Raw genomic sequence first — 20,548 nt, 5'->3', positions numbered from 1 at the left:
GTTTCTAACGGGTGTAAGGTAAGCGTCAAATAAGATGGTGGATAGAAAAATAACCACTAACCCTCTATACTAAAAGGGCAGTGGTTATCGGCAACGTTCCTGTACCATGGGATCCCATGGCAGATAGTCATCCAGATATTCCGGATTTTCGAGAAATCTACTCCCCGGCATATCTGCCAGGATATACTTGATGTATTTCATTGCATCCAGGCCGTTGGCTTTGGCTGTTTCTACCAGGGTGTAGATTCCCGCACTTGCGGCAGCACCCTTCGGACTTCCCGCAAACAGCCAGTTCTTCCGGCCGATCACAAAGGGGCGGATACAGTTCTCCGCAAGGGAATTGCTGATGGAGCAGTTTCCATCCCCAAGATAGTTGAAGAACTCCTTCCGGTTGTTCAGGGCATACTGGAAAGCGGTATGGAGCTTCGACTTTGGCAATTCCCCGGCAGAGCTTATCTCTGCCCACGACCAGAAAGCCTCGAGAAGCGGCTTCTCGCGGTCAAGTCGTTCTTTTTTCTTTTGTTCAGGGGGAAGGCCGTCCAGTTCCTTTTCTATCTCAAACAGTTTATTCAGACGAACGACCGCTTCCGCGGGTTTTGAAGCTTCCGGGCCATGGATGTCTTTTGGCAGCGCGTCCAAAAAAGCGCGGCGCAGATGTGTGTAACACAGACATCTCGTAACCCCTTTCACCCCATTATACCCGGAATAAGCATCCGTATGGATATATCCGGTATAGCCTTTTAAAAATGTTTCCGGATATTTCCCACCCCTCCCCGGCTGGTACTCAAAATACCGGACCGGCCGTTTGCTGTCCCTGGTGCTGCAGTACACCCACATATAGGAATCCGAAGTGTTCTTCCTCCCTGGTTCCTTCAGCACCTGCACATGGGTCTCGTCGATATACAGATATCCCTGCTTTAGAAGTTCCCGTCTGAGATGGGAGACCACATGGGAAAGCCAGTCCCGGCAGACGGCCAGGAGCCAGTTTGACATCGTTGCCCTGCTTAAAGACAGCCCCATGGCTTCCCATTCCTTTTCCTGACGGTATAAGGGGATGCCCAGTTCAAACTTCTGATGGACAAGCCATGCGATCGTGGAAGCAGATGCAAGGGAGTGCATGACCGGAGGATGGGGCACCGGGGATTTCTCCATATAAGGCGTCCCGTTTTTGCGGCATGCCCTGCATTCATAGGTTTCCCGGTAATGGTCAACCACTTTGAGGCTGGCAGGGATGAACTGTACCTCGGTACGCACAAACTCCTCACCAACTTTTACCATGGTACCTCCGCATCTCTCACAGATCTGTTCACTTTCATCGATCGTGTGGAGCACTTTGCTGCGGGGAATGTCTTTTATCAGTTTTTCCCGCTGGCCGGCATATTTCCTTTTACGCAGATGTTTTTCGACCTCCACCAGATCCGGCTCATGGGCATCCGGCTCAGCACAGGATTCCATTTCATTAAAAAGAGACATCTGTCCCTCTATTTCAAGGGCGGACGTCTTCTCTGATTTTGTTCCATAAAGTTTACGGGTAAGGAAATCAACCTGCTCCCTAAGGAGCCGGACCTGCTGTTCCAGTTCTTTGATCTGCTTTTGGTACTCCTGCGCTGTATCCTGCATGGGCTGAAAACCTTCCTGTTCTGATAAATTCATTATACCATAAAACAGCAGGATTTTCCAGCATTTATAAGGAATTCCCGGGGTTTTCAGGCTTCGGGGGAACCCAGCTGCGGACCGCTTTTGGCTGCTCCGGGTTCAGGCCCTCCAGCAGCCAGCGGAGCTGCTGGTGGGAGATCTGTCTGGCTTCTTCGCCCGTCCGCGGCCATTGGAGGCGGCCGTTTTCGTAGCGCTTATAGAACAGGCAGAAGCCGTCCCCTTCATAATGGACTGCCTCGATCCGGTCCGCCCGTTTCCCGCAGAAAAGGAACAGGGAATTGCTGTAAGGGTCAAGCTGAAAGCTGTACTGGATGATATCCACCAGACCGTCCAGCTGTTTTCTCATATCTGTGTACCCGGTGCGCAGATAGATCTTTTCCACCCGGGAGAGGTCACCTAACATGATCTCACCGCTTTCAGAATGGTCTCCAGCAACTCGCGGGGCGTATCTTCAAAGAGGTCAACAGTCACCGTACCGGCACGGAGTACTGCTGCAGGAGCGGCACAGGGATCCTGCCTGCCGTGAAGGGATACCTCCGTAAATTCCGGAGCCGCATCCGGAATCAACGCAGTCTGCTCCATGACCGGCCTGCATCCATGACTCTTTCGGGGCAGTTCTTCAAGCGCCAGTTTCCGGATCTTTGCGATCCAGTAGTAATAGCTTTTTAGGGAGATATGATGTTGTTCGCACCATGCCTGGTTTGTTAGACCGGAGGCTCTGCATTGCCGGATCACGTCCAGCCAGTACTGAAGTTTTACCTGTTTATCCGGAGTTAAAGCGGAAATGTCCATTGGTATTCTCCTTTATTTGGATTTAGAGTTTTGGGAGGGAACTCTAAAAACTCTAACCCCAAGTTTACAAGAGAACGCCAAATATTTCACTACACGTTCTTATTTGACGCTTACTTTTATTAGTTTAGGATTAATGGCACTTACGAATAAACCAGCGTCTGACAACCACTGTGCCATGGGTTCATAGTATCGGCCTGTATGTTCCATAACAATTCGAGTATCGCCATTTAAGCTTTTCTACTGGCTAATTAGATATGTTATGTCAGAAGATGTAATCTGTCCAGGAAAGCTAGGTTGAAAGAAAAAATCAAAAAAAGTCGTAACTTAACAAGAGCACCAGTAAACTGCCGCCCCAAAGGATCCTATGGAATAAAGGGTATCAGGCCATAGCAGGAGGAGTAATCACATAGCCTCGTTTCTCTAAACGTTTGATGGCATTTCTGTCATACTGTTCCTGAAATTTCCGGTACATTTCTTCAGGAATAGCGGAATAATCCGTATCGGCAGGATTAAATACCTCCTGCTTTTGGAACATGTGGTAAATGCAAGTCAACACCATGCGTGCAATGGCAATGATTGCCCGTTTATGACCACGACGTTTTTTTATACGGTCATATTTGTATCTGAAGTAAGGGTTTTTACTCTTGATGGCAGCATTTGCACACTGAACCAGCAGAGGCTTTAAGTACACCCCGGCTCTTGAAACATGGACGCTCTTCTTTTTACCGGCACTTTCGTTATTTTCAGGAGCCAGCCCAGCCCAGGAGCACAAACGTTTTGAGGATTTGAATACCGCCATATCCACCCCGTTTTCAGCAATGATAAAGGTGGCAGACTGCTCTGTAATTCCAGGAATTGTAGTAGCCAATTCGATAAATTTATGGTAAGGTTTAGCCAGGTCGGAAATCGTTTCTTCGAGAGTGGAGACGCACTCATTGATTTCATCGAAATGCTTTCTGCAGACCTTAATCTTAACGGATTGGTCACGGCGCAGTTCATAACCGATTATGGAGGTTACAACATCATCTGCCTTGTCCTTTGCTTTTTTAAGAAGCAGGGATTTACAGTATTCGGGGTCAAATACCTCACAGGTCAGGATATAGTCAACGATGGCGGTCGCTGATTTTCCAAAGGAATCTGAGAGGACGGATGCAAGGGCAATGTTGGAAACCGTAAGAGCATTCTGTAACCGGTTTTTCTCACTGCTGCGGTGGCCAATCAGTTTCTGCCGGTATCGGAACAATTCCCGAAGCATGCGAATTTGCTTACAGGGGATATAACTGGAAGGAACAATATCAAATTTAAACAGATCCGCAATCCAGGCGGAGTCTTTGTCATCGGTTTTCTGTCCTTTGATAGCCCTGACATACTTGGGGTTAGCAACGACAACGTGACAGGAATCCTCCAGGATATTAAAAATTGGAATCCGTAGGCTAAGCACACAACGCCTTGCCCAAAGGCAGGTTTTTGCGTGCTTGCCCCCGAACCGTACGTGCACCTTTCAATGCATACGGCTCTCCATTTGTGTTGACTTAAAATCCACTTACTATTTTGCTATAACAAGTTTCGCATACAACCAGGGTTTTCCGGTTCATTTCAAGCATTTTTCGTTCCCAGTCGGTGACTCCGGATAGTTCTGACAGCTTTCTTACATGGTGGACTATTGTTCCAGGTTTTGTTTCACCGCAAAGTTCACAACAGTCTTTTGAAAAGCGTGTGAGCAACTCCTTGGATTGTTTTTTACTAGCATGGTTTGTGATGATGGGTTGTTTTTTGAAACCATAGTCATATAAGTATACTGTTTTGAAGCCATTATGGGTTTGGTAACGTGTCTGCATGCGTCCTTCCCTGAAATATTTCCTCATTATTTTGTGCACTGAACTTTTGTGTTTTCCTGCGAGTGTTTTAGCAAGGCTGTATTTCATGATGTAATAATAATCATTGAGCACCGATGCATTGTCCGCAAACCTGTAGTATTGGTATAAACCGACGATTTCCCAGTTGTATATACGGAAGATTTCATGGTCGGGGAGATAGAGCAGGTTATTTCTTGTTTTCGGTTTCCAGATTTCCTTTCCATCAGCGTTGTGTTCGATTTTTATTGTCTCAGACTGTATTAATTTCTTTAACCACGCTTGCTTGGGGAGGTAAAGCCTGACTCTTCCATGGTGACGGTCTGACAGTTTTCCCAGCTTATCCCTGGACGGGACGCCTTTTCGGCCAATGGTTATTTCGTAACCGAGGAATTGTGCTTTTTCATATCCATGGGTAACCAGTGTTTTTTCTTCGGACAGCTCCAGATGTAATTCCTTAAGCAGGAATGACCGGATTACCTGTTTGGTTGCTATAGCGTCCTGTTTGCTGCCGATTATTCCGATAAGGATGTCGTCCGCGTACCTTTGGTAGAAAATCCTTCTGAATGAAGAATCCATTGGCTGGGAGCAGGACATAGATACCCGTTGGTTGCGCAACGCTTTGAGTTCTTTTAGTTTTTGGGTTCTCTCTCTGGAATTCCCAGCAAGCCCGGAGATGGACTTCCTCAACCGTTGTTCTTTATTTTGGACAGAAATGTATTCTTTGGACAGCTGTCGTTTTGTCCCCTTATCAAAGGAGGTTTTGTATGTCGCCATAAAACAGTCAAGTTCGTTCAGGTAAATATTGGCAAGGATAGGACTGATAATTGAACCCTGGTGCAGTCCTCTGTCCGGTCTGTGTAATTGTCCGTTTTCCAGGTGCCCGGCTCTTAGAAATTTCCAGATTAGGCTGATAAAGGCTTCGTCCTTTATCCTTCTGCGGAGAATGCTTATCAGCACGTGATGGTCTACCATATCAAAGTAGGAATGGATATCACCTTCGATAAACCATCTGACCCCGGTGAAGTTGATTTTAATCTGGCTAAGGGCTGAATGACAGCTTCGGGACTTCTCATGATGTCTCGCACATCCTTCCTTTAGGTATTGAAATCACAAACTGTCCCCCTTCGCCATGTACAGCGCTTTCCGCTGCCCGGACTACTATGGGGACTCCGTTGCCATGGCGGTATAACCGCTTTAGGCAATCCACATTTCATGCGCATAACATAGCGTGTACCGTTTCAGACAGGATTTTCGCCCGTTTCCGCTTACAGCGGATGGCTGGCAGTGGGTATATATACCGGAACAATACTGGGATTCCGTTATCACTGCCACCCAGCGTTACAATTGCCATTCGCTGGTGACCCGGCTAAGACTCCTTGGGCTATCCTTCAGGCAGTGTAGCTTTTGTCTTTGTCGATACGTTCATCTTGCCGTTCAGCCGCAACTTGGCAATTTCATTGGCTTACGGCGTTGCCGGCATGCGTTTGTCCCTGTTGTGGTTTCCCTTGCAGGTCAGCCGGTTGATGGCGGCATTTTTATACCAATGCCTTCCTCCTGCTTGCGGAGGATTTGTTATGTGCACCATATGTGCGCGCAGTATTTACCAGTGGATTCGAGGCAGATCTCAGTGCAATTGAAAGAAAGAAGCCATTTTTTCAAAGAATTAAGATCGGAATTGAAGGTGGCGAACCGCTTTTTAACATAAGAAGTAACGCCCCTGTAGTCTGTCAGAGCAATGGTAGCGACAACAAATTTCTTGTGAACGTCCATGCCACAGCAGACAAAGTGTTTGATAGATAACATAAAACAGCCCTCCTAAGTAAAATAGACAGACATTGACTGGCTGTCCAGCAAAGAAAGACCTAAGGAATTGCTTTGACAATGATTAGGTTACGAGCTCAAGGCGTCACTGGTTTGTGCTTGAGAAGACAGCCGACACATGTTTTTATGCGGACTTGATCCCAAATGGAGGAACCGATTCTACTTCCTCCTCCGTGCTCTGTAGTGTATCTGTCTGAGGAGAGTTTAACATCAAAAATAAAATAGCGGAAGCACAAACTTGCTATTTCATAACTGTTTTGTGCCTAAGCGAAGCGAAAGGAATGAGAGTTTTTATGAGTTTTTCTGAAAGCCTGTCATCTCCTATATCATGTGATAGGGTCATAAGAAGTTGAAAACTGGATCGATAACGTGTAACTATCTTTTTTCCATACCTTCTTTCCCTCATCTGCTCCATTACTTCCTGGATCAATTCATCAAGTTCCTTTTGGTTTTCCTTCATTAATGGAAGCCTCCTTCTTTTTGTTCCATCATGAAGGCTATTTAGGAAAAGGTCAAAAACTATACCGACATTTTTTTAGGAAATGGCTGTAACTGGCGGCTTTCCCAAAAATGTCGGTATAGTTTTTTGGTCGGTATAAGTCGTATACATGATGCGGCGGATGTCATCTGAAAACTGGAAGAAAGAGCTTACATCCTCCCAGTTGTTTTCCCAGTTGCTGATCGCATAGGGATACTTCCCTCCTCATGTTTCTTTCACTTTTTCCAGTTCCGACAATGCCGCTGTTTCATTGTAAGCGTCAAATAAGAACGTGTAGTGAAATATTTGGCGTTCTCTTGTAAACTTGGGGTTAGAGTTTTTAGAGTTCCCTCCCAAAACTCTAAATCCAGATAAAGGAGAATACCAATGGACATTTCCGCTTTAACTCCGGATAAACAGGTAAAACTTCAGTACTGGCTGGACGTGATCCGGCAATGCAGAGCCTCCGGTCTAACAAACCAGGCATGGTGCGAACAACATCATATCTCCCTAAAAAGCTATTACTACTGGATCGCAAAGATCCGGAAACTGGCGCTTGAAGAACTGCCCCGAAAGAGTCATGGATGCAGGCCGGTCATGGAGCAGACTGCGTTGATTCCGGATGCGGCTCCGGAATTTACGGAGGTATCCCTTCACGGCAGGCAGGATCCCTGTGCCGCTCCTGCAGCAGTACTCCGTGCCGGTACGGTGACTGTTGACCTCTTTGAAGATACGCCCCGCGAGTTGCTGGAGACCATTCTGAAAGCGGTGAGATCATGTTAGGTGACCTCTCCCGGGTGGAAAAGATCTATCTGCGCACCGGGTACAAGATATGAGAAAACAGCTGGACGGTCTGGTGGATATCATCCAGTACAGCTTTCAGCTTGACCCTTACAGCAATTCCCTGTTCCTTTTCTGCGGGAAACGGGCGGACCGGATCGAGGCAGTCCATTATGAAGGGGACGGCTTCTGCCTGTTCTATAAGCGCTACGAAAACGGCCGCCTCCAATGGCCGCGGACGGGCGAAGAAGCCAGACAGATCTCCCACCAGCAGCTCCGCTGGCTGCTGGTGGGCCTGAACCCGGAGCAGCCAAAAGCGGTCCGCAGCTGGGTTCCCCCGAAGCACTGGTTTTCATTGATACAGAGGGGTGAAATGGTAATATTTATAATTGCCATCCGGTGGCTTCCACTCGTAATTTAAGGAAATTCCGGTAAATTCCGTCCTTTTTACTGAGTTGGTCATGGGTGCCCTTTTGTCTGACTTGCCCATTATCAATCACAATAATCTGATCAGCTTTTTGTACGGTACTCAATCGGTGGGCTATAGAAATTAAAGTCTTATTTTTAGTCAGCTCCTCAATCGCAGATAAAAGTGCCTGTTCATTTTCAGGGTCAACACTGGAGGTCGCTTCATCTAAAATGACAATGGGTGCGTCTTTTAAAATTGCCCGTGCAATGGAGATTCTTTGTTTCTCGCCGCCCGATAATGTAGATCCACTTTCGCCAATTACAGTCTGATATCCATTTGGCAAGGCCATAATGAAGTCATGACAGCAGGCTCTTTTTGCTGCCTCCATTACTTCTTGAAGTGACGCATCAGGATTCCCAAACTTAATATTATTTTCAATTGTGTCATGGAATAGATAAACCTTTTGGAAAACCATACTGATACAGTCAAGCACACTGTCAGCGGTATAGTCTTTCACATTTTGGCCGCCAATACAAACAGAGCCTTCCTGAACGTCCCAGAAACGAGCGATTAAGTTGCATAATGTCGTCTTACCGCTTCCTGACGGACCTACAATCGCACATGTAGTATGTTCTGGTATGTTTAAGGATATGTGGTCAATAATTCTGCGGGAACCATAGCCAAACGATACATCTTTTAATGAAATCTCATATATGGAAGGATGGAGTTTATCCGTGGTGGTGTCCATTTGGGGAATATTTGTCACTTCCTCTAAACGGTCTAATTCGGTATTTATTTTCTTGCTCAAGAATGCACTGTTTCCCATAGTTTCCAAATCAGAATAGACAGTAAATGCACAAAACAAAAATGTCATACAGAATGGCAGGGAAATTTTTCCGTCCATGTATAAGATACCAGCAGCAGCGATTAAGACACAACTCATCAATTTATAAACAAGGCCATATAGCCGGAGAACACCTGCGGTTGCCTTTTCTTGCGTATAATCAGCATCCCATTTCCTTTGAAATGCGGTGTGTACCTCTTGCTGACCGCTTTTGCCGTTCGAAAATGAACGGAGAACAGCAATTCCACGTATGTACTCTAAACATTTGTTAACCAGATTTTCCTGGGCAGCCTGATAAATTGGCGAATGTTCCGCGGCCCGCTGTCTGACCAGGCGTAATACTGACAGGCCAATTACTAAGCCTATCATACTTAGTGTCCCTATTATTGGGTTGAAAAAGAACATCATGAAAGACATAAGGAACGCCATAGCAACACCACTGGTCATCTGTTCGATAGCCATCATTGAGTAACCTTCCAGATCCGCTATGGTAGTGGTTAAAATTGTTTGGATGGTTCCAAGATTCTGCTCTGAAAAATAACCCATAGGTGCTTGTTTTAATCGCTCACCGATTTCTAAACGGTAATCACGGAAAATATCATAACCGGTTCCGCTCATGGTACGGTCACTCATCCATTGGAAAAAGAAACGTCCAAGAATACTAATAAGAATGATAGTTACAGCTTTTAAAATTATTGAGGAAGTTAGTGCATCAAGGTTCAACATGATTAAAAATACACTGAGCATCATAAAACTTTGAAAAAAAGATTTTAAAATATTACACAGTATTCCAAGTGTTATTTTTTTTCGGCTGGAGCCGGCGATTTTATAAATACGAGAAATCATTTCAAACATCTAAGATTCTCCTTTCGTTTTGGAAGTTACCGCATCTGAATAATTCTCCCACATTTTCTTATAAAGAGGGCAGTTCTCTAACAGTTCATCTTGCGTTCCGCATCCAGCTATTGTTCCATCAGCTACAACAAGGATTTGATCGGCATTGCGGATTGTATTCAGGCGATGTGCAACAACAATTAGGGTTTTCCCAGAAATTAACTTACTGAGTGCTTCTTGTATCAGTGCTTCATTTTCCGGGTCTGCATAGGCAGTTGCTTCATCAAGAATAACCACGGAAGCTTTTTTGAGCATGGCACGCGCTATGGTGATACGTTGGCGTTCTCCGCCGGATAGGCGGTCTCCGGCATCTCCGGCCATAGTGTCGTAGCCTTTTTCTAATTGCATGATAAAATCATGGCAGTTTGCAGCTTTTGCAACGGTTTCTATTTGTTCGTCCGTTGCGGCTGGATTACCCATGCGGATATTATCACGGATGGTTTTATCAAAAAGAAAGTTATCCTGTGCAACATAACTGATTTCTCCCATCAGCTGCTCAAAGGGGATGTTGCGAATATCCTGTGAACCAAAAAGCACAGTCCCGGAGGTGGCATCCCAAAATCCCGCCATTAATTTGGCTATGGTAGATTTACCAGATCCGGAGGGACCGACAATCGCTGTCATTGATTTCGGTGACGTCTTAAATGAGATATCGTGCAGCACTTCACTTTTGTTATAACCAAAGCAAACGTGGCTAAATTCAAATGTCGGTTCTGTGAGAGTAACCGGGTCCGCAGGCCGCTGCAGTTCAGGAGTTTTTAAGAAGGCAGTAACTTGTTCAAGGTTTCCTTTGATCATACTTACCTGCTCCATGGCTTCCGATACTTTCATCAGCGGCCCTGTAAAGCCAAGGGGGACAATAAGACATATCATCAGAACCGGTAAAGTAATCGAACCATTCATAAAAAGCAAAGCGCCTATAGGAAGCGTGCCAAGTAAGGTGGAGGGAAGGACTGCACGAGCGGCCGCATTCCATAGCCAGCACTCACTCCACCATTCTATGGTGCAGTCGTGGAAGTGATTGACAGCTTTTGAATATTGCCCATAGGACGAGCTGGACCGGTTAAAAGCTTTAATGACCTGAATACCATTTACATATTCCACAAGAGAACTGTTCATTTCATTCGCAGAACACATATAGTTTTCCATACGGGAGGCATATCCGCGCATCATGGCAGCGAAAAACAAACCTCCCAACGGGACAGTAATTAAAGAGGCCAACCCCAAGCGCCAATCCAAAATAAAGATTAATAGAATACTGCATAGAGGTGCTGTGATGTGTGACGGAAGTTCAGGCATAAAATGGGCCATAGAATCCTCTAGCTTTGCCACATTATCTACAATTAGGTTTTTAAAACTGCCGGAAGGGGTTTCCAACATGACGCCCATGGGAACCTTCGCCATTTTATCGGCAATTTTTTCACGTATATTTTGTAAAATAGTAAAGGAAATACGGTGGGACAGAAGGGACGACCTCCATGTAAGGAATGTCTTAATGCACTGGCAAAGTGCCGCGATTCCCGCCAGTATCACCGTATCTTTAGTAGTAGCTGTTCCGGAATAGAGTGAGTCTGCCAACATAGCCAGCATAAGGAATGGAACCATACCAAATAGTTCCCCTAAAACGGCCATAAGAATGGAAAATTTCATTTTCCCCTTGCTACTGCCAACAAACATAAAAAGCTGCCGGATTGCCCCCGGTTCTTTTGATTTCATATAAACATCTTCCTTTCTGCCAATCAGAATTTGTAATTGGGTATTGATTTTTTAGGAAAAGGGTGGTAAAATCTATATTACGGTGTAATATTACAGTGTAATCATAGTATAGAATGGAGGGGAGGAAATGTCAAGGGATTTCCAGCAAACTCATGAAAATCTTTTGGCCTGTGCAAAGAAACACTTCTTAGAATTTGGCTTTGAAAGAGCCAGTATTAGGGAAATCTGTAAAGACGCAAATGTAACCAATGGTGCCTTTTACAATCATTTTGCTGATAAGGAAGCTTTATTTGGTTCTTTAGTGGAATCAGTTGTTCAGACAATCCAAAAGATATATTCAGAATCAATAGATAAGCATTTTGATTTAGTAAAAACAGATGAGCTTAAGAATTTGTGGAAGCTGTCAGAAAGCACGATCATCCAGATAATTGAATATATTTATGAGAATTTTGATGTATTCAGGCTGCTTCTGATGTGCTCGTCAGGAACAAAGTATGCAGGCTTTTTAGACGACTTGGTACGCGCAGATGTGCAGGAGACAATAAAACTCATTGCAGAATTAAAAGCACGCGGTGTACCTGTCAATGATTTAGATGAGGACGAGTGGCATATGTTGGTCCATTCTTACTATGCTTCAATTGCGGAAATTGTTATGCACAATTATCCAAAGCCAGCTGCATTGAAGTATGCTCATACACTATCGGTATTTTTCAGCTCGGGCTGGCAAACTGTTTTGGGGATTTAATCCCCAAAAAACTTCCCTGACAGTTAGCTGTATCTAACCATAAAACATGAAATTAGTCATAACGAAAGGACGATTAAAATGCAAAAATCTAATAAACTAAATGGAAAAGATCTTATCAATGTAGGAATTTATACTGCCATGACTCTTGTAATATTTTTTGTTTTCGGATTACTGACTTCACTGCCTGTAATATATCCATTCCTTCTGTTTATCTGGCCGTTTGTATGTGGCATTCCTATGATGCTGTACTACACAAAAATCCAGAAATTCGGGATGCTGACAATTACAGGTGTCATCTGCGGTCTGTTTTTCTTTCTTATAGGCTATACATGGATTGGGCTGGTGGGGTGGACACTGGGCGGAATTCTTGCTGATATTGTGTTAAAGGCCGGTCAGTATAAAAGCTTTAAAGTTACCCTCCTAAGCTATGCGTGTTTTTGCCTTGGCATGATGGGATGCCCTGCGAATCTTTGGATTGCCGGTCAGTCCTACTGGGAAAATATTCACAGCTCCATGGGGGACCAGTACGCAGAAACATTACAAGCTATGATGCCATCATGGATGATGTATGCAGGATTTGTGATTTTGTTTGTCGGCGGGATTTGCGGTGCTTTGCTCGGTCATAAAATGCTTAAGAAGCACTTTGAGAGGGCGGGTATTGTTTGATGCACATGCTTGCTGTTACAGAGACGAAAGGATTCCATTTAGACCCACGGACAAAATTACTGCTGATGGCCGTTGTAGCTACCGCCGAGTTTTTATACGGCCATACCGCTTTTATGCTTGCAGTGGCTTTGATACCTTTTATTCTATTACTTACAAACAGGCAGTATAAGGCAGCGGCCATTTTTATAGTTCTGTTTGTAGCTGCTTTGGTGGTTAAGGAGATCCAAAACTCAATTCGTTTTCATATGGTTGTCAATATGATTGTAGTTTTATTGGTGGGATTGGTTTTAAGGCTTTTTCCTGCTTTTGCAATGGGGAATTACATAATTAAGTCTACTACTGCCAGTGAGTGTATTACATCACTGAGCAGAATGCATATCGGTAGGAATATTACCATTCCTCTTTCTGTATTATTTCGCTTTTTACCTACCATGCAGGAAGAGTCAGCAGCTATTAAAGACGCTATGAGAATGAGGGAAATCCAGTTTGGTACGAAAAAATTTTGGCAGAATCCAATGGCACTGCTTGAATATCGTTTCATACCGCTTATGATTTCGGTTGTAAAGATTGGTGATGAACTGTCTGCGGCAGCATTGACCCGTGGGCTGGATAATCCAGCAAAGCGGTCAAGCATAACGAGAGTTGGATTTACCTGTTACGATGCCATTGCGGTAGTAATTTCAGGCGTTATGCTGTTTGTCACCTTATTTATTATTAAATGGTAGAAGGGGAAGTGAAATGATAGAAATTAAAGATGTGTCCTTTACCTATGAAAGCGGAGAATCAGAGAATAGCCTGCGTAATATCAATTTGAAAATCGAAGATGGAGAGACTGTTTTACTATGTGGTGAATCTGGTTGCGGTAAAACAACTTTGACGCGCCTGATTAACGGATTGATTCCACATTATTATAATGGACAGTTAACGGGACAGATTTATTTGGATGGGAAAGAGGTAAAGGATTATCAGTTATATCAGATTGCTCCCATGGTTGGCTCTGTATTTCAAAATCCGAGAACACAGTTCTACAATGTAGATACGACAAGCGAGATTGTGTTTGGATGCGAAAATATGGGTTTGCCGGTGCAGGAAATGCTGGCAAGGCTTGAGAATACAACAAAGTGCCTTAAATTAGAGAATCTGCTTGGACGGAGCCTGTTTGCTTTATCTGGCGGAGAAAAGCAGAAGATAGCCTGTGCATCGGCAGATGCTATCTGCCCTAATACTTTTGTTTTGGATGAACCGTCCTCTAATTTGGATATTTCTTCGATAAAAGATTTAACAGAAGTAATTCGCCAATGGCAATCTGAAAATAAGACGGTAATCGTTGCCGAACACCGCCTTTATTACCTGGCTCCATATGCGGATCGAATCATATATATGAAGCGCGGAGAGATATGTAATGAATATACAAGAGAGGAATTTTTGGAACTAGACCCAAAAGAGTTAAAGAAAATGGGATTACGTGCATTAAATCCATTTGACTTGATGCCTGAAAAAAAACCTGAAGCAAATGAAAAAAGCCTGCAGATTGATAATTTTTGGTTTTCATATGAAAAACGGGGATATCCGATTGTAAACATACCGAATTTAACATTGCCGCAGGGAGAAATCATTGGAATCATTGGTGACAATGGAGCTGGTAAATCCTCTTTTGCCAGATGTCTATGCGGACTAGATAAATCTTCAAAGGGCACTTTGAAATTAAATGGCAATGCCCTTAATGCGAAGAAGCGCCGGCATATTTCCTATATGGTAATGCAGGATGTAAATCACCAGCTTTTTACAGAAGATGTACTTGATGAACTTTTGCTGAGTATGGATGGAGAAAATGAGGAAGAGGACAAGGTTCGGGCACAAAAAATTTTGGCTGGGCTTGATTTGTCGGATAAACTGAAACTGCACCCAATGTCATTATCCGGTGGAGAGAAGCAGCGAGTCGCTATTGGCAGTGCTGTTGCATCTGGAAAAGAAATAATCATATTTGATGAACCCACCAGCGGATTGGATTATAGACATATGCTTGAGGTTTCAGAAAAATTAATACAGCTAAAAGAAATGAAAAAAACGTTGTTTCTGATAACGCATGATCCTGAACTGATATACAAATGCTGTACACATCTTATGTTTATTGAGCATGGCCGTATATTATGGCATCGGCCTATGGATAACGAGGCTGTAAGACTTTTACAGGAATTTTTCTCCCGCGAAAAGGGTGATTCAGCAATGGCTATATAAAAGCGAAAGAGTACTTTGAAGTGGGCTGAGAGAAATGTTATTTGTCATAAGGACTAAAGAGAACTTATTTCGGATATAGAAATATGTAAGAGTAAGCTGGAAGTTAATATAATGATTCAGGCCGCAGTACTTTTTATAATAGATGACAATGTCGATTTATCAAAAGTCTGCGGCAATTATTTTATAAATTTGTTAAAAAGTTATTTTGGGAGGAAACGTATGACCATGAAAAATCGGTATTTTCCATTTGTGTCCGAAAATGTAGCTGACAGTAATAAGGGGACTATCTTGTTTTGCTTTCATCATGCAGGAGGAACAGCAACAACATATCGGCCGTGGACTTTGAAATCTAATGATTCAGTGCTCATTATGTGTGTCGAGCTGCCTGGAAAGGGAACCAGGCGGACTGAAAGAATGGCTGTTGATTTCAATGAGATTCTGCCGGAACTGTCATTGCAAATTGCTGATGTTAGCTGCGGCAGAAAGATTGTCCTGTATGGGCACAGTATGGGGGCAGCAATGGCGTTTTATACGGCACATTATTTGTGGAATCAATTAGACAGAAAATGTGAAAAAATAATTGTTGCCGGGCGTCAGGCTCCGGATCAGGAAAATCCCTATGAATTTAAGACCTATATGAATGATGATGCTTTAATTGAGGAGTTAGTTCGGTATAATGCCACACCAAAGGAAGTGCTAGAAAATAAAGAGTTGCTGAATTTTATTCTTCCGGGTCTGCGTCAGGATTATATATTAAATGAAAGTCTGGTTTATCATGGAGAAGTGTTGGATATACCGATAGTGGCGCATGCCGGAAGCCAGGATTACGAGGCAAATGCAGAGATAATGAATTTGTGGAAACATATGACAACCAATATCTTTCAGTTGAATTTGTTCGAGGGTTCCCATTTCTTTGTTACAGATTTAGGCAATAGGTATAGGGACATTGTGATACAGGAAGCAATTAATAAACGGGAGGATTAAGCCTATGAAGGAAAACATTTCGATTATAAAAGGAATGGGCACGTTAAGAACAATTGCAGAGGAACGGAAGCTATCGGTTAATGTACTGCTAAAGGGAATCGCAGTGGAAATATATTATCGTTGGTTTGCAAATGAAACAGCAATAGAATATGTGACGCTGAATGATTTGATTAGTGAGGTAATCGACAGGTCTAAGGATAAAGATACCATAGTTATCAATGATTACGTGTGCAGTGTAATGTGCAACAATGATAAGGCTGTTCTGTGCATTGAGTGTGAGCAGTTGGAATGTGATATGATGGAAGGCTTGAGCGCTTTTACTGAGGAAATTATTTTGGAGTGGGCAGATTTAGCTGATAATGCTCCAATTGTCCACCAAATTCCGAGAAATCAGATGGCTGTCAGGAAGAACAGGAATAGGACGAAAAAAACATTTTCAGATGAATGCCTACATCATGGATTTTTTGAAAATGCGGCAAATGCGCCTGGGAAAGCAGCGCTTATATATTACAAGAATGGAAATAAAGAAGAAATTAGTTATTTCTGCTTACAGGATATGATTTTAAAGTTAGCTGGATATTTAAAGGAAAATGGTGTAAAAAGCGGAACGCTGGTCGGTGTAAGTATACCCAAAGGCACTAATCAGGTTATTGCCGTTTATGGTATTTTGGCTGCAGGAGCAACATATGTGCCTATTGGCGTTCACCAGCCTGTAGAAAGAAAAAAGAAAATTATAGATACTGGAAGAATAAGGTATATCGTAACAAGCAATGAAATGAGGTCAGAAGAAGATTTAGGAGTATCTGTGATCTGCCTTGAAGCGGTTCTTCAGAAAGCGTTACCGGCAAAAGAACCTGGCTTTCCCGAAACGAACCAACCGGCTTATATTATTTTTACATCGGGTACAACTGGTATACCTAAAGGTGTGGTTATCTCCCATAGTGAGGCCCATAATACAATAGCCGATATAAATCAACGATTTAATATAGGTAGGAATCATACTGGGATCGCTATTTCAGACTTGGATTTTGATTTATCTGTTTATGATATTTTTGGATTGTTATCAGCTGGGGGAACCTTGGTGGTATTGAGTGAGGAAACAAAAAGGGAGCCTGTATTTTGGAGAAAAGCAATTATTGATGCGGGCGTAAATGTTTGGAACTCGGTTCCGGCATTGTTTGATATGTTATTAACCACCTGTGAAACTGATAAACAAATGCTGCCGCTTCAACTGGTTTTATTATCCGGGGATTGGATTAAGATGGATTTATATGACAGGCTGAAAGCAATCAGTGAATGCTGTAAGTTTGTTTCTCTGGGAGGAGCAACGGAAGCGGCCATATGGTCTAATTATTTTGTTGTAAACGATATTGACAGCGGCTGGAAGTCAATACCATATGGTGAACCACTGAGCAATCAGTATCTGAGAGTTGTTGATGGTAATGGATATGATTGTCCGGATTATGTGAATGGGGAACTGTGGATTGGCGGAGACGGTGTAGCAGAAGGCTACTTAAATGACCCTGAATTAACAGATGCGAAGTTTGTTGCAATAGATGGGGTAAGGTGGTATAAAACCGGCGATTTGGTCCGGTATAATTCTGCAGGGATTGTAGAATTTCTGGGTAGAATCGACAATCAGGTTAAGATTAATGGCTATCGAATCGAATTGGGAGAAGTAGAAAATGTTATTAAGCGTTCTCCGGACGTTTCTAATGTAGTGGTAGGTGTGGTTGATGAGAAAGGAAAAAAGGAATTAGGAGCTGTGATTGTTCCGAAGATAAATGCTGCTGTCAATGTACATATTACTTGTTGTGAGGATAACAACAAGTATTCGGATTTCCATATGAAGGAACGTGAAAGAATTGTCAGGCAGTTGATTCTTGAATTCTGTCATATGCAATCAAGGGTATCAGCAGAGTATAGGCCGATTATGGAATTTTGGGAGGGCTGGCTTGAATCCCATATGGAATATTCAGCAGATATATTTTCCGCCAGAGAGGAAATGGAACCATTGCAAAAGGTTATGAATGCAAGGAATCTTTTTGCGGAGATACTCACGGGTGAGCAACGTGTGGAGGAGCTGCTTCGGAGGGAGGAGGTTTCACCAGAGTTCTGGTCTTTAAAGGGGGAGGATACGAAGTACTTTTTAGACAAGATACTGGCAGGCGATATAAGTAACAGGAAAATCGCAGTTTTGGGTGCAAGAACAGGAGAAATTATAAAGCAATACTGGGACGGATTCTGCCAGGCAGAGGAGATAACGTTATTTGATACTTCAGCGGGAATATTGAAGTTGGCACAGGAAAAACTGGGAGGAATGAATGCAAATATCCGCTATTGCAGTACATACAATGAGGGTGTGGAAGAATCAGAACTGAATAAATATGATATTGTTTTGGCGGTAAATCTATTGCATACCTATGAGGAACCTTTAAAGGAAGTGAAGTGGGCAGCGCTTCTGCTGAAGAGGAAAGGGGATTTTTATGCAATCGAGTATGAGGAGTTAGACCCTATGGGTATTCTTATTTCTGGCTTGCTGGAGAATGGATTTGTTAATAGAAAGCGGGGAAGACGAGAGCATACGCCTTTACTATTATTGGATGATTGGAAAAATATTTATGGACAGGCTCCTTTTGGTGAGGTTGCAATAAACAGAAGAGGAAGATTGGGAGCTCTGTTAATCCACGCTAAAAACGTAACACCAGAAGTAATAGAAATGAGATCTCGTATATTAGAATACATGAATGAAAATCTGACGGCCTACATGATTCCGACTAAACGCATGATTGTAAAGCAAGTAGTGTTGAGCAAAAATGGAAAAGTGGATAGACAGCAGTCATTAGCGTTATTGGCTGTAAAGCAAACAGCGGAAAAGGAGAGTATCATACTTCAGGGAATTGAAGCTGATATTGCAGAGCTTTGGACAAACATTCTGAGTTGCAAAATATTTGATAGGAGCCAGAGCTTTTTTGAATCGGGCGGAGATAGTCTATCAGCAACTCGGTTCCTGGCGGAAATCAAGAAGAAATACTCTGTGGATATACCATTAAAGGATATCTTTAGCACGCCATCTCTCAAGTCTGTTGCGGATCTGCTTCAGGCCAGGCTTACGGAGAATGAAGGTATGGTTGAAGGCGAGATATAAAACTCTGGAAGGAGCGTTGACTCTATGGATAAAACAAAAGAGTTCATATGGCTGGCAGATAATGAGTTGAGAATAAATTTAAATAAATTAGCCAGTGATGGAATCAATGTATGGTTAGAGGATGAAAAGCTAAAGTTTAAAGGCGAACAGGGCAAGGTTACGGAAGAGGCATTAAAATGGATGCGGCAGAATAAAACAGCAATTATATCATATCTCTTGGAGAAGGAGGAGGTTCAGGATAAGGGATTTGATTTAACCCCGATACAAAAGGCGTATTTCTTGGGTAGGGATAACCTCTATGAATTGGGAGGTATCAGTGCTAATTACTATTTTGAAATAGATATGGATAAGCTGGATGTTAAGAAATTTGAATCAATATTTAACCAGGTGATTCATGATAATGAGGCACTGAGAGGCATTATCTTGAAGTGTGGGAGGCAGGCTGTTTTAAGTAACGTACCGTGGTTCTCCATTGAAGTGAAAAGAGTAAATGATGAAGCAGAGCAAAAAGCGCTGCGGTCGGAGTGGGAAAGCAAAATATATCCGTTGGAGTCCTGGCCTATGTTTCATGTGGGTCTGACAACAAAGGATAATTGCTGTTACAGGCTGCATGTGGGGTTTGACTGTATTTTGCTGGATGCCTGGAGTGTCACACTTATGCTGAAGCAGATATATAAACTTTATGAAAATGATAAGATTATGGTTCCTGCATACACCTTTAGAGAATATTGCAATGAACATGGGAAGCTTCTGAATGAAAAAATTCAGGAGCAGGCTGAGCGGTATTGGAGCCAGCGGTGTGAAATGCTTCCGAAGGCACCGGCCTTGCCATATGCAAAAAAACTATCGGATATTAATATACCGCATTTTAGAAGATTGAATTATGAGTTGCCGAAATCCGATACAGAAACGATATATATGAAGGCAAAGGAATACAAAGTAACCCCAGCAGCAGTTCTGTGTACTGTTTATATGAAAGTATTGGCAGAATATGCGGAGTCTCCTGAGTTTTCCATAAATCTAACTGTGTTTAATCGTTTATCAGCAAATAGGGAAGTGCAGGAAGTTCTTGGAGACTTTACGAATATCAGTATCGCGGTATATGAAGCGAAGAAAGGACGGTCATTTAAGGAGGAGGTTCTGGAAACACAGAAAGAATTTTGGAATTTGGTTAAATATAGAGGGTATGAGGGCGTAAAGATAATCAGAAAAATGCCAAAGAATAATCCAGTTCAGGCGTCTTTGCCGGTAGTTTTTACGGGAATCCTTCAGGGACTTAAACAGGCCGATTACTATCTCCCCAATTGGGCAAGAGAAATTTATGCCTACAGCCAGACACCTCAAGTTTCTTTGGATTATCAGGCAACGGATTTTAAAGGTAATCTGTCTGTTAATTGGGATTATGTGGTACAGGCATTTGAGAATTTTGTGATACAGGAGATGTTTGACAAAAATATAGCTCTGCTGAGGAAAATCATTCAATTGGGTTGGGAACAGGAAATTGAAATATAGGAAGAATCC

Annotated in this window: 18 protein-coding genes and 3 pseudogenes; 9 read left to right on the top strand and 12 right to left on the bottom strand. The window is 43.0% G+C overall.

All coding sequences use genetic code 11. The annotated features are described in order from the left end of the window. Positions 1-84: 84 nt before the first annotated feature. The 10 genes and pseudogenes from tnpC to LA360_RS31815 form a co-directional block, all read right to left on the bottom strand. Entirely contained in the window at positions 85-1,620 is a 1,536-nt protein-coding gene (gene tnpC / locus LA360_RS06985) for an IS66 family transposase (RefSeq protein ID WP_112483199.1), read from the bottom strand. Between the two features lie 64 nt (positions 1,621-1,684). Beyond that, positions 1,685-2,038, bottom strand: coding sequence for an IS66 family insertion sequence element accessory protein TnpB (gene tnpB, locus LA360_RS06980; RefSeq protein ID WP_225537374.1), 354 nt, complete (start codon positions 2,036-2,038; stop codon positions 1,685-1,687). Positions 2,039-2,052: 14 nt separating this feature from the next. After that, positions 2,053-2,448, bottom strand: coding sequence for an IS66 family insertion sequence element accessory protein TnpA (gene tnpA / locus LA360_RS06975; protein ID WP_057571583.1), 396 nt, complete (start codon positions 2,446-2,448; stop codon positions 2,053-2,055). Positions 2,449-2,562: 114 nt separating this feature from the next. Next, a pseudogene (locus LA360_RS31080) lies at positions 2,563-2,685 on the bottom strand (IS110 family RNA-guided transposase); the annotation flags it as partial. 142 nt (positions 2,686-2,827) lie between these two features. Then, positions 2,828-3,946, bottom strand: coding sequence for an IS110 family RNA-guided transposase (locus LA360_RS06965; RefSeq protein ID WP_225537372.1), 1,119 nt, complete (start codon positions 3,944-3,946; stop codon positions 2,828-2,830). A 34-nt stretch (positions 3,947-3,980) separates the two neighbouring features. Then, positions 3,981-4,286, bottom strand: coding sequence for an HNH endonuclease (locus LA360_RS30285; protein ID WP_330411447.1), 306 nt, complete (start codon positions 4,284-4,286; stop codon positions 3,981-3,983). 24 nt (positions 4,287-4,310) lie between these two features. Then, positions 4,311-5,354, bottom strand: a pseudogene (locus LA360_RS30280) (reverse transcriptase/maturase family protein); the annotation flags it as partial. 522 nt (positions 5,355-5,876) lie between these two features. Beyond that, positions 5,877-6,107 carry a hypothetical protein gene (locus LA360_RS06955; protein ID WP_112481751.1) on the bottom strand — a complete coding sequence of 77 codons (231 nt, stop codon included), beginning with the start codon at positions 6,105-6,107 and terminating at the stop codon, positions 5,877-5,879. 259 nt (positions 6,108-6,366) lie between these two features. Further along, positions 6,367-6,585, bottom strand: a complete 219-nt coding sequence (locus tag LA360_RS06950) for a hypothetical protein (protein WP_112483193.1) — start codon at positions 6,583-6,585, stop codon at positions 6,367-6,369. Between the two features lie 138 nt (positions 6,586-6,723). Beyond that, a pseudogene (locus tag LA360_RS31815) lies at positions 6,724-6,882 on the bottom strand (transposase); the annotation flags it as partial. A gap of 108 nt (positions 6,883-6,990) precedes the next feature. On the opposite strand from LA360_RS31815, the gene tnpA (LA360_RS06940) reads away from it, so the two are divergent. Further along, positions 6,991-7,386, top strand: a complete 396-nt coding sequence (tnpA, locus tag LA360_RS06940; RefSeq protein ID WP_057571583.1) for an IS66 family insertion sequence element accessory protein TnpA — start codon at positions 6,991-6,993, stop codon at positions 7,384-7,386. A 49-nt stretch (positions 7,387-7,435) separates the two neighbouring features. Continuing rightward, a complete protein-coding gene (gene tnpB, locus LA360_RS06935) occupies positions 7,436-7,804 on the top strand; it encodes an IS66 family insertion sequence element accessory protein TnpB (RefSeq protein ID WP_112483191.1) in 369 nt (122 codons plus the stop codon). On the opposite strand, the gene LA360_RS06930 is transcribed toward tnpB (LA360_RS06935), so the two are convergent. Together LA360_RS06930 and LA360_RS06925 are read right to left on the bottom strand one after the other, a co-directional pair. Continuing rightward, positions 7,767-9,491, bottom strand: a complete 1,725-nt coding sequence (locus tag LA360_RS06930; protein WP_112483189.1) for an ABC transporter ATP-binding protein — start codon at positions 9,489-9,491, stop codon at positions 7,767-7,769. The two genes, tnpB (LA360_RS06935) and LA360_RS06930, sit on opposite strands and share 38 nt — an antisense overlap. Next, positions 9,492-11,246: an ABC transporter ATP-binding protein gene (locus LA360_RS06925; protein ID WP_112483187.1), complete on the bottom strand. Its 1,755-nt coding sequence runs from the start codon at positions 11,244-11,246 to the stop codon at positions 9,492-9,494. Between the two features lie 127 nt (positions 11,247-11,373). Here LA360_RS06925 and LA360_RS06920 point away from each other — a divergent pair, with 127 nt between their 5' ends. From LA360_RS06920 to LA360_RS06890, 7 genes are all read left to right on the top strand, one after another. Further along, positions 11,374-11,991, top strand: a complete 618-nt coding sequence (locus LA360_RS06920; RefSeq protein ID WP_112483186.1) for a TetR/AcrR family transcriptional regulator — start codon at positions 11,374-11,376, stop codon at positions 11,989-11,991. 78 nt (positions 11,992-12,069) lie between these two features. Beyond that, positions 12,070-12,657 carry an MptD family putative ECF transporter S component gene (locus LA360_RS06915; RefSeq protein WP_112483184.1) on the top strand — a complete coding sequence of 196 codons (588 nt, stop codon included), beginning with the start codon at positions 12,070-12,072 and terminating at the stop codon, positions 12,655-12,657. After that, on the top strand, positions 12,657-13,382 hold the full coding sequence (locus LA360_RS06910; protein WP_006567748.1) for an energy-coupling factor transporter transmembrane component T: 726 nt from the start codon (positions 12,657-12,659) through the stop codon (positions 13,380-13,382). Before LA360_RS06915 ends, LA360_RS06910 begins: the two co-directional genes overlap by 1 nt. Positions 13,383-13,395: 13 nt before the next feature. Then, positions 13,396-14,895: an ABC transporter ATP-binding protein gene (locus LA360_RS06905; protein WP_225537368.1), complete on the top strand. Its 1,500-nt coding sequence runs from the start codon at positions 13,396-13,398 to the stop codon at positions 14,893-14,895. Positions 14,896-15,114: 219 nt separating this feature from the next. Beyond that, entirely contained in the window at positions 15,115-15,879 is a 765-nt protein-coding gene (locus LA360_RS06900) for a thioesterase II family protein (RefSeq protein WP_112483221.1), read from the top strand. Between the two features lie 4 nt (positions 15,880-15,883). Continuing rightward, positions 15,884-19,027 carry an amino acid adenylation domain-containing protein gene (locus tag LA360_RS06895; protein ID WP_112483182.1) on the top strand — a complete coding sequence of 1,048 codons (3,144 nt, stop codon included), beginning with the start codon at positions 15,884-15,886 and terminating at the stop codon, positions 19,025-19,027. 24 nt (positions 19,028-19,051) lie between these two features. Next, positions 19,052-20,539 carry a condensation domain-containing protein gene (locus LA360_RS06890; RefSeq protein WP_112483179.1) on the top strand — a complete coding sequence of 496 codons (1,488 nt, stop codon included), beginning with the start codon at positions 19,052-19,054 and terminating at the stop codon, positions 20,537-20,539. Positions 20,540-20,548 lie beyond the last annotated feature (9 nt).

Source organism: Enterocloster clostridioformis (assembly GCF_020297485.1).
Lineage (GTDB): Bacteria > Bacillota > Clostridia > Lachnospirales > Lachnospiraceae > Enterocloster > Enterocloster clostridioformis.
Note: the sequence above shows the minus strand (reverse complement) of the source record. Positions and strands in the feature narration are given on the sequence as shown.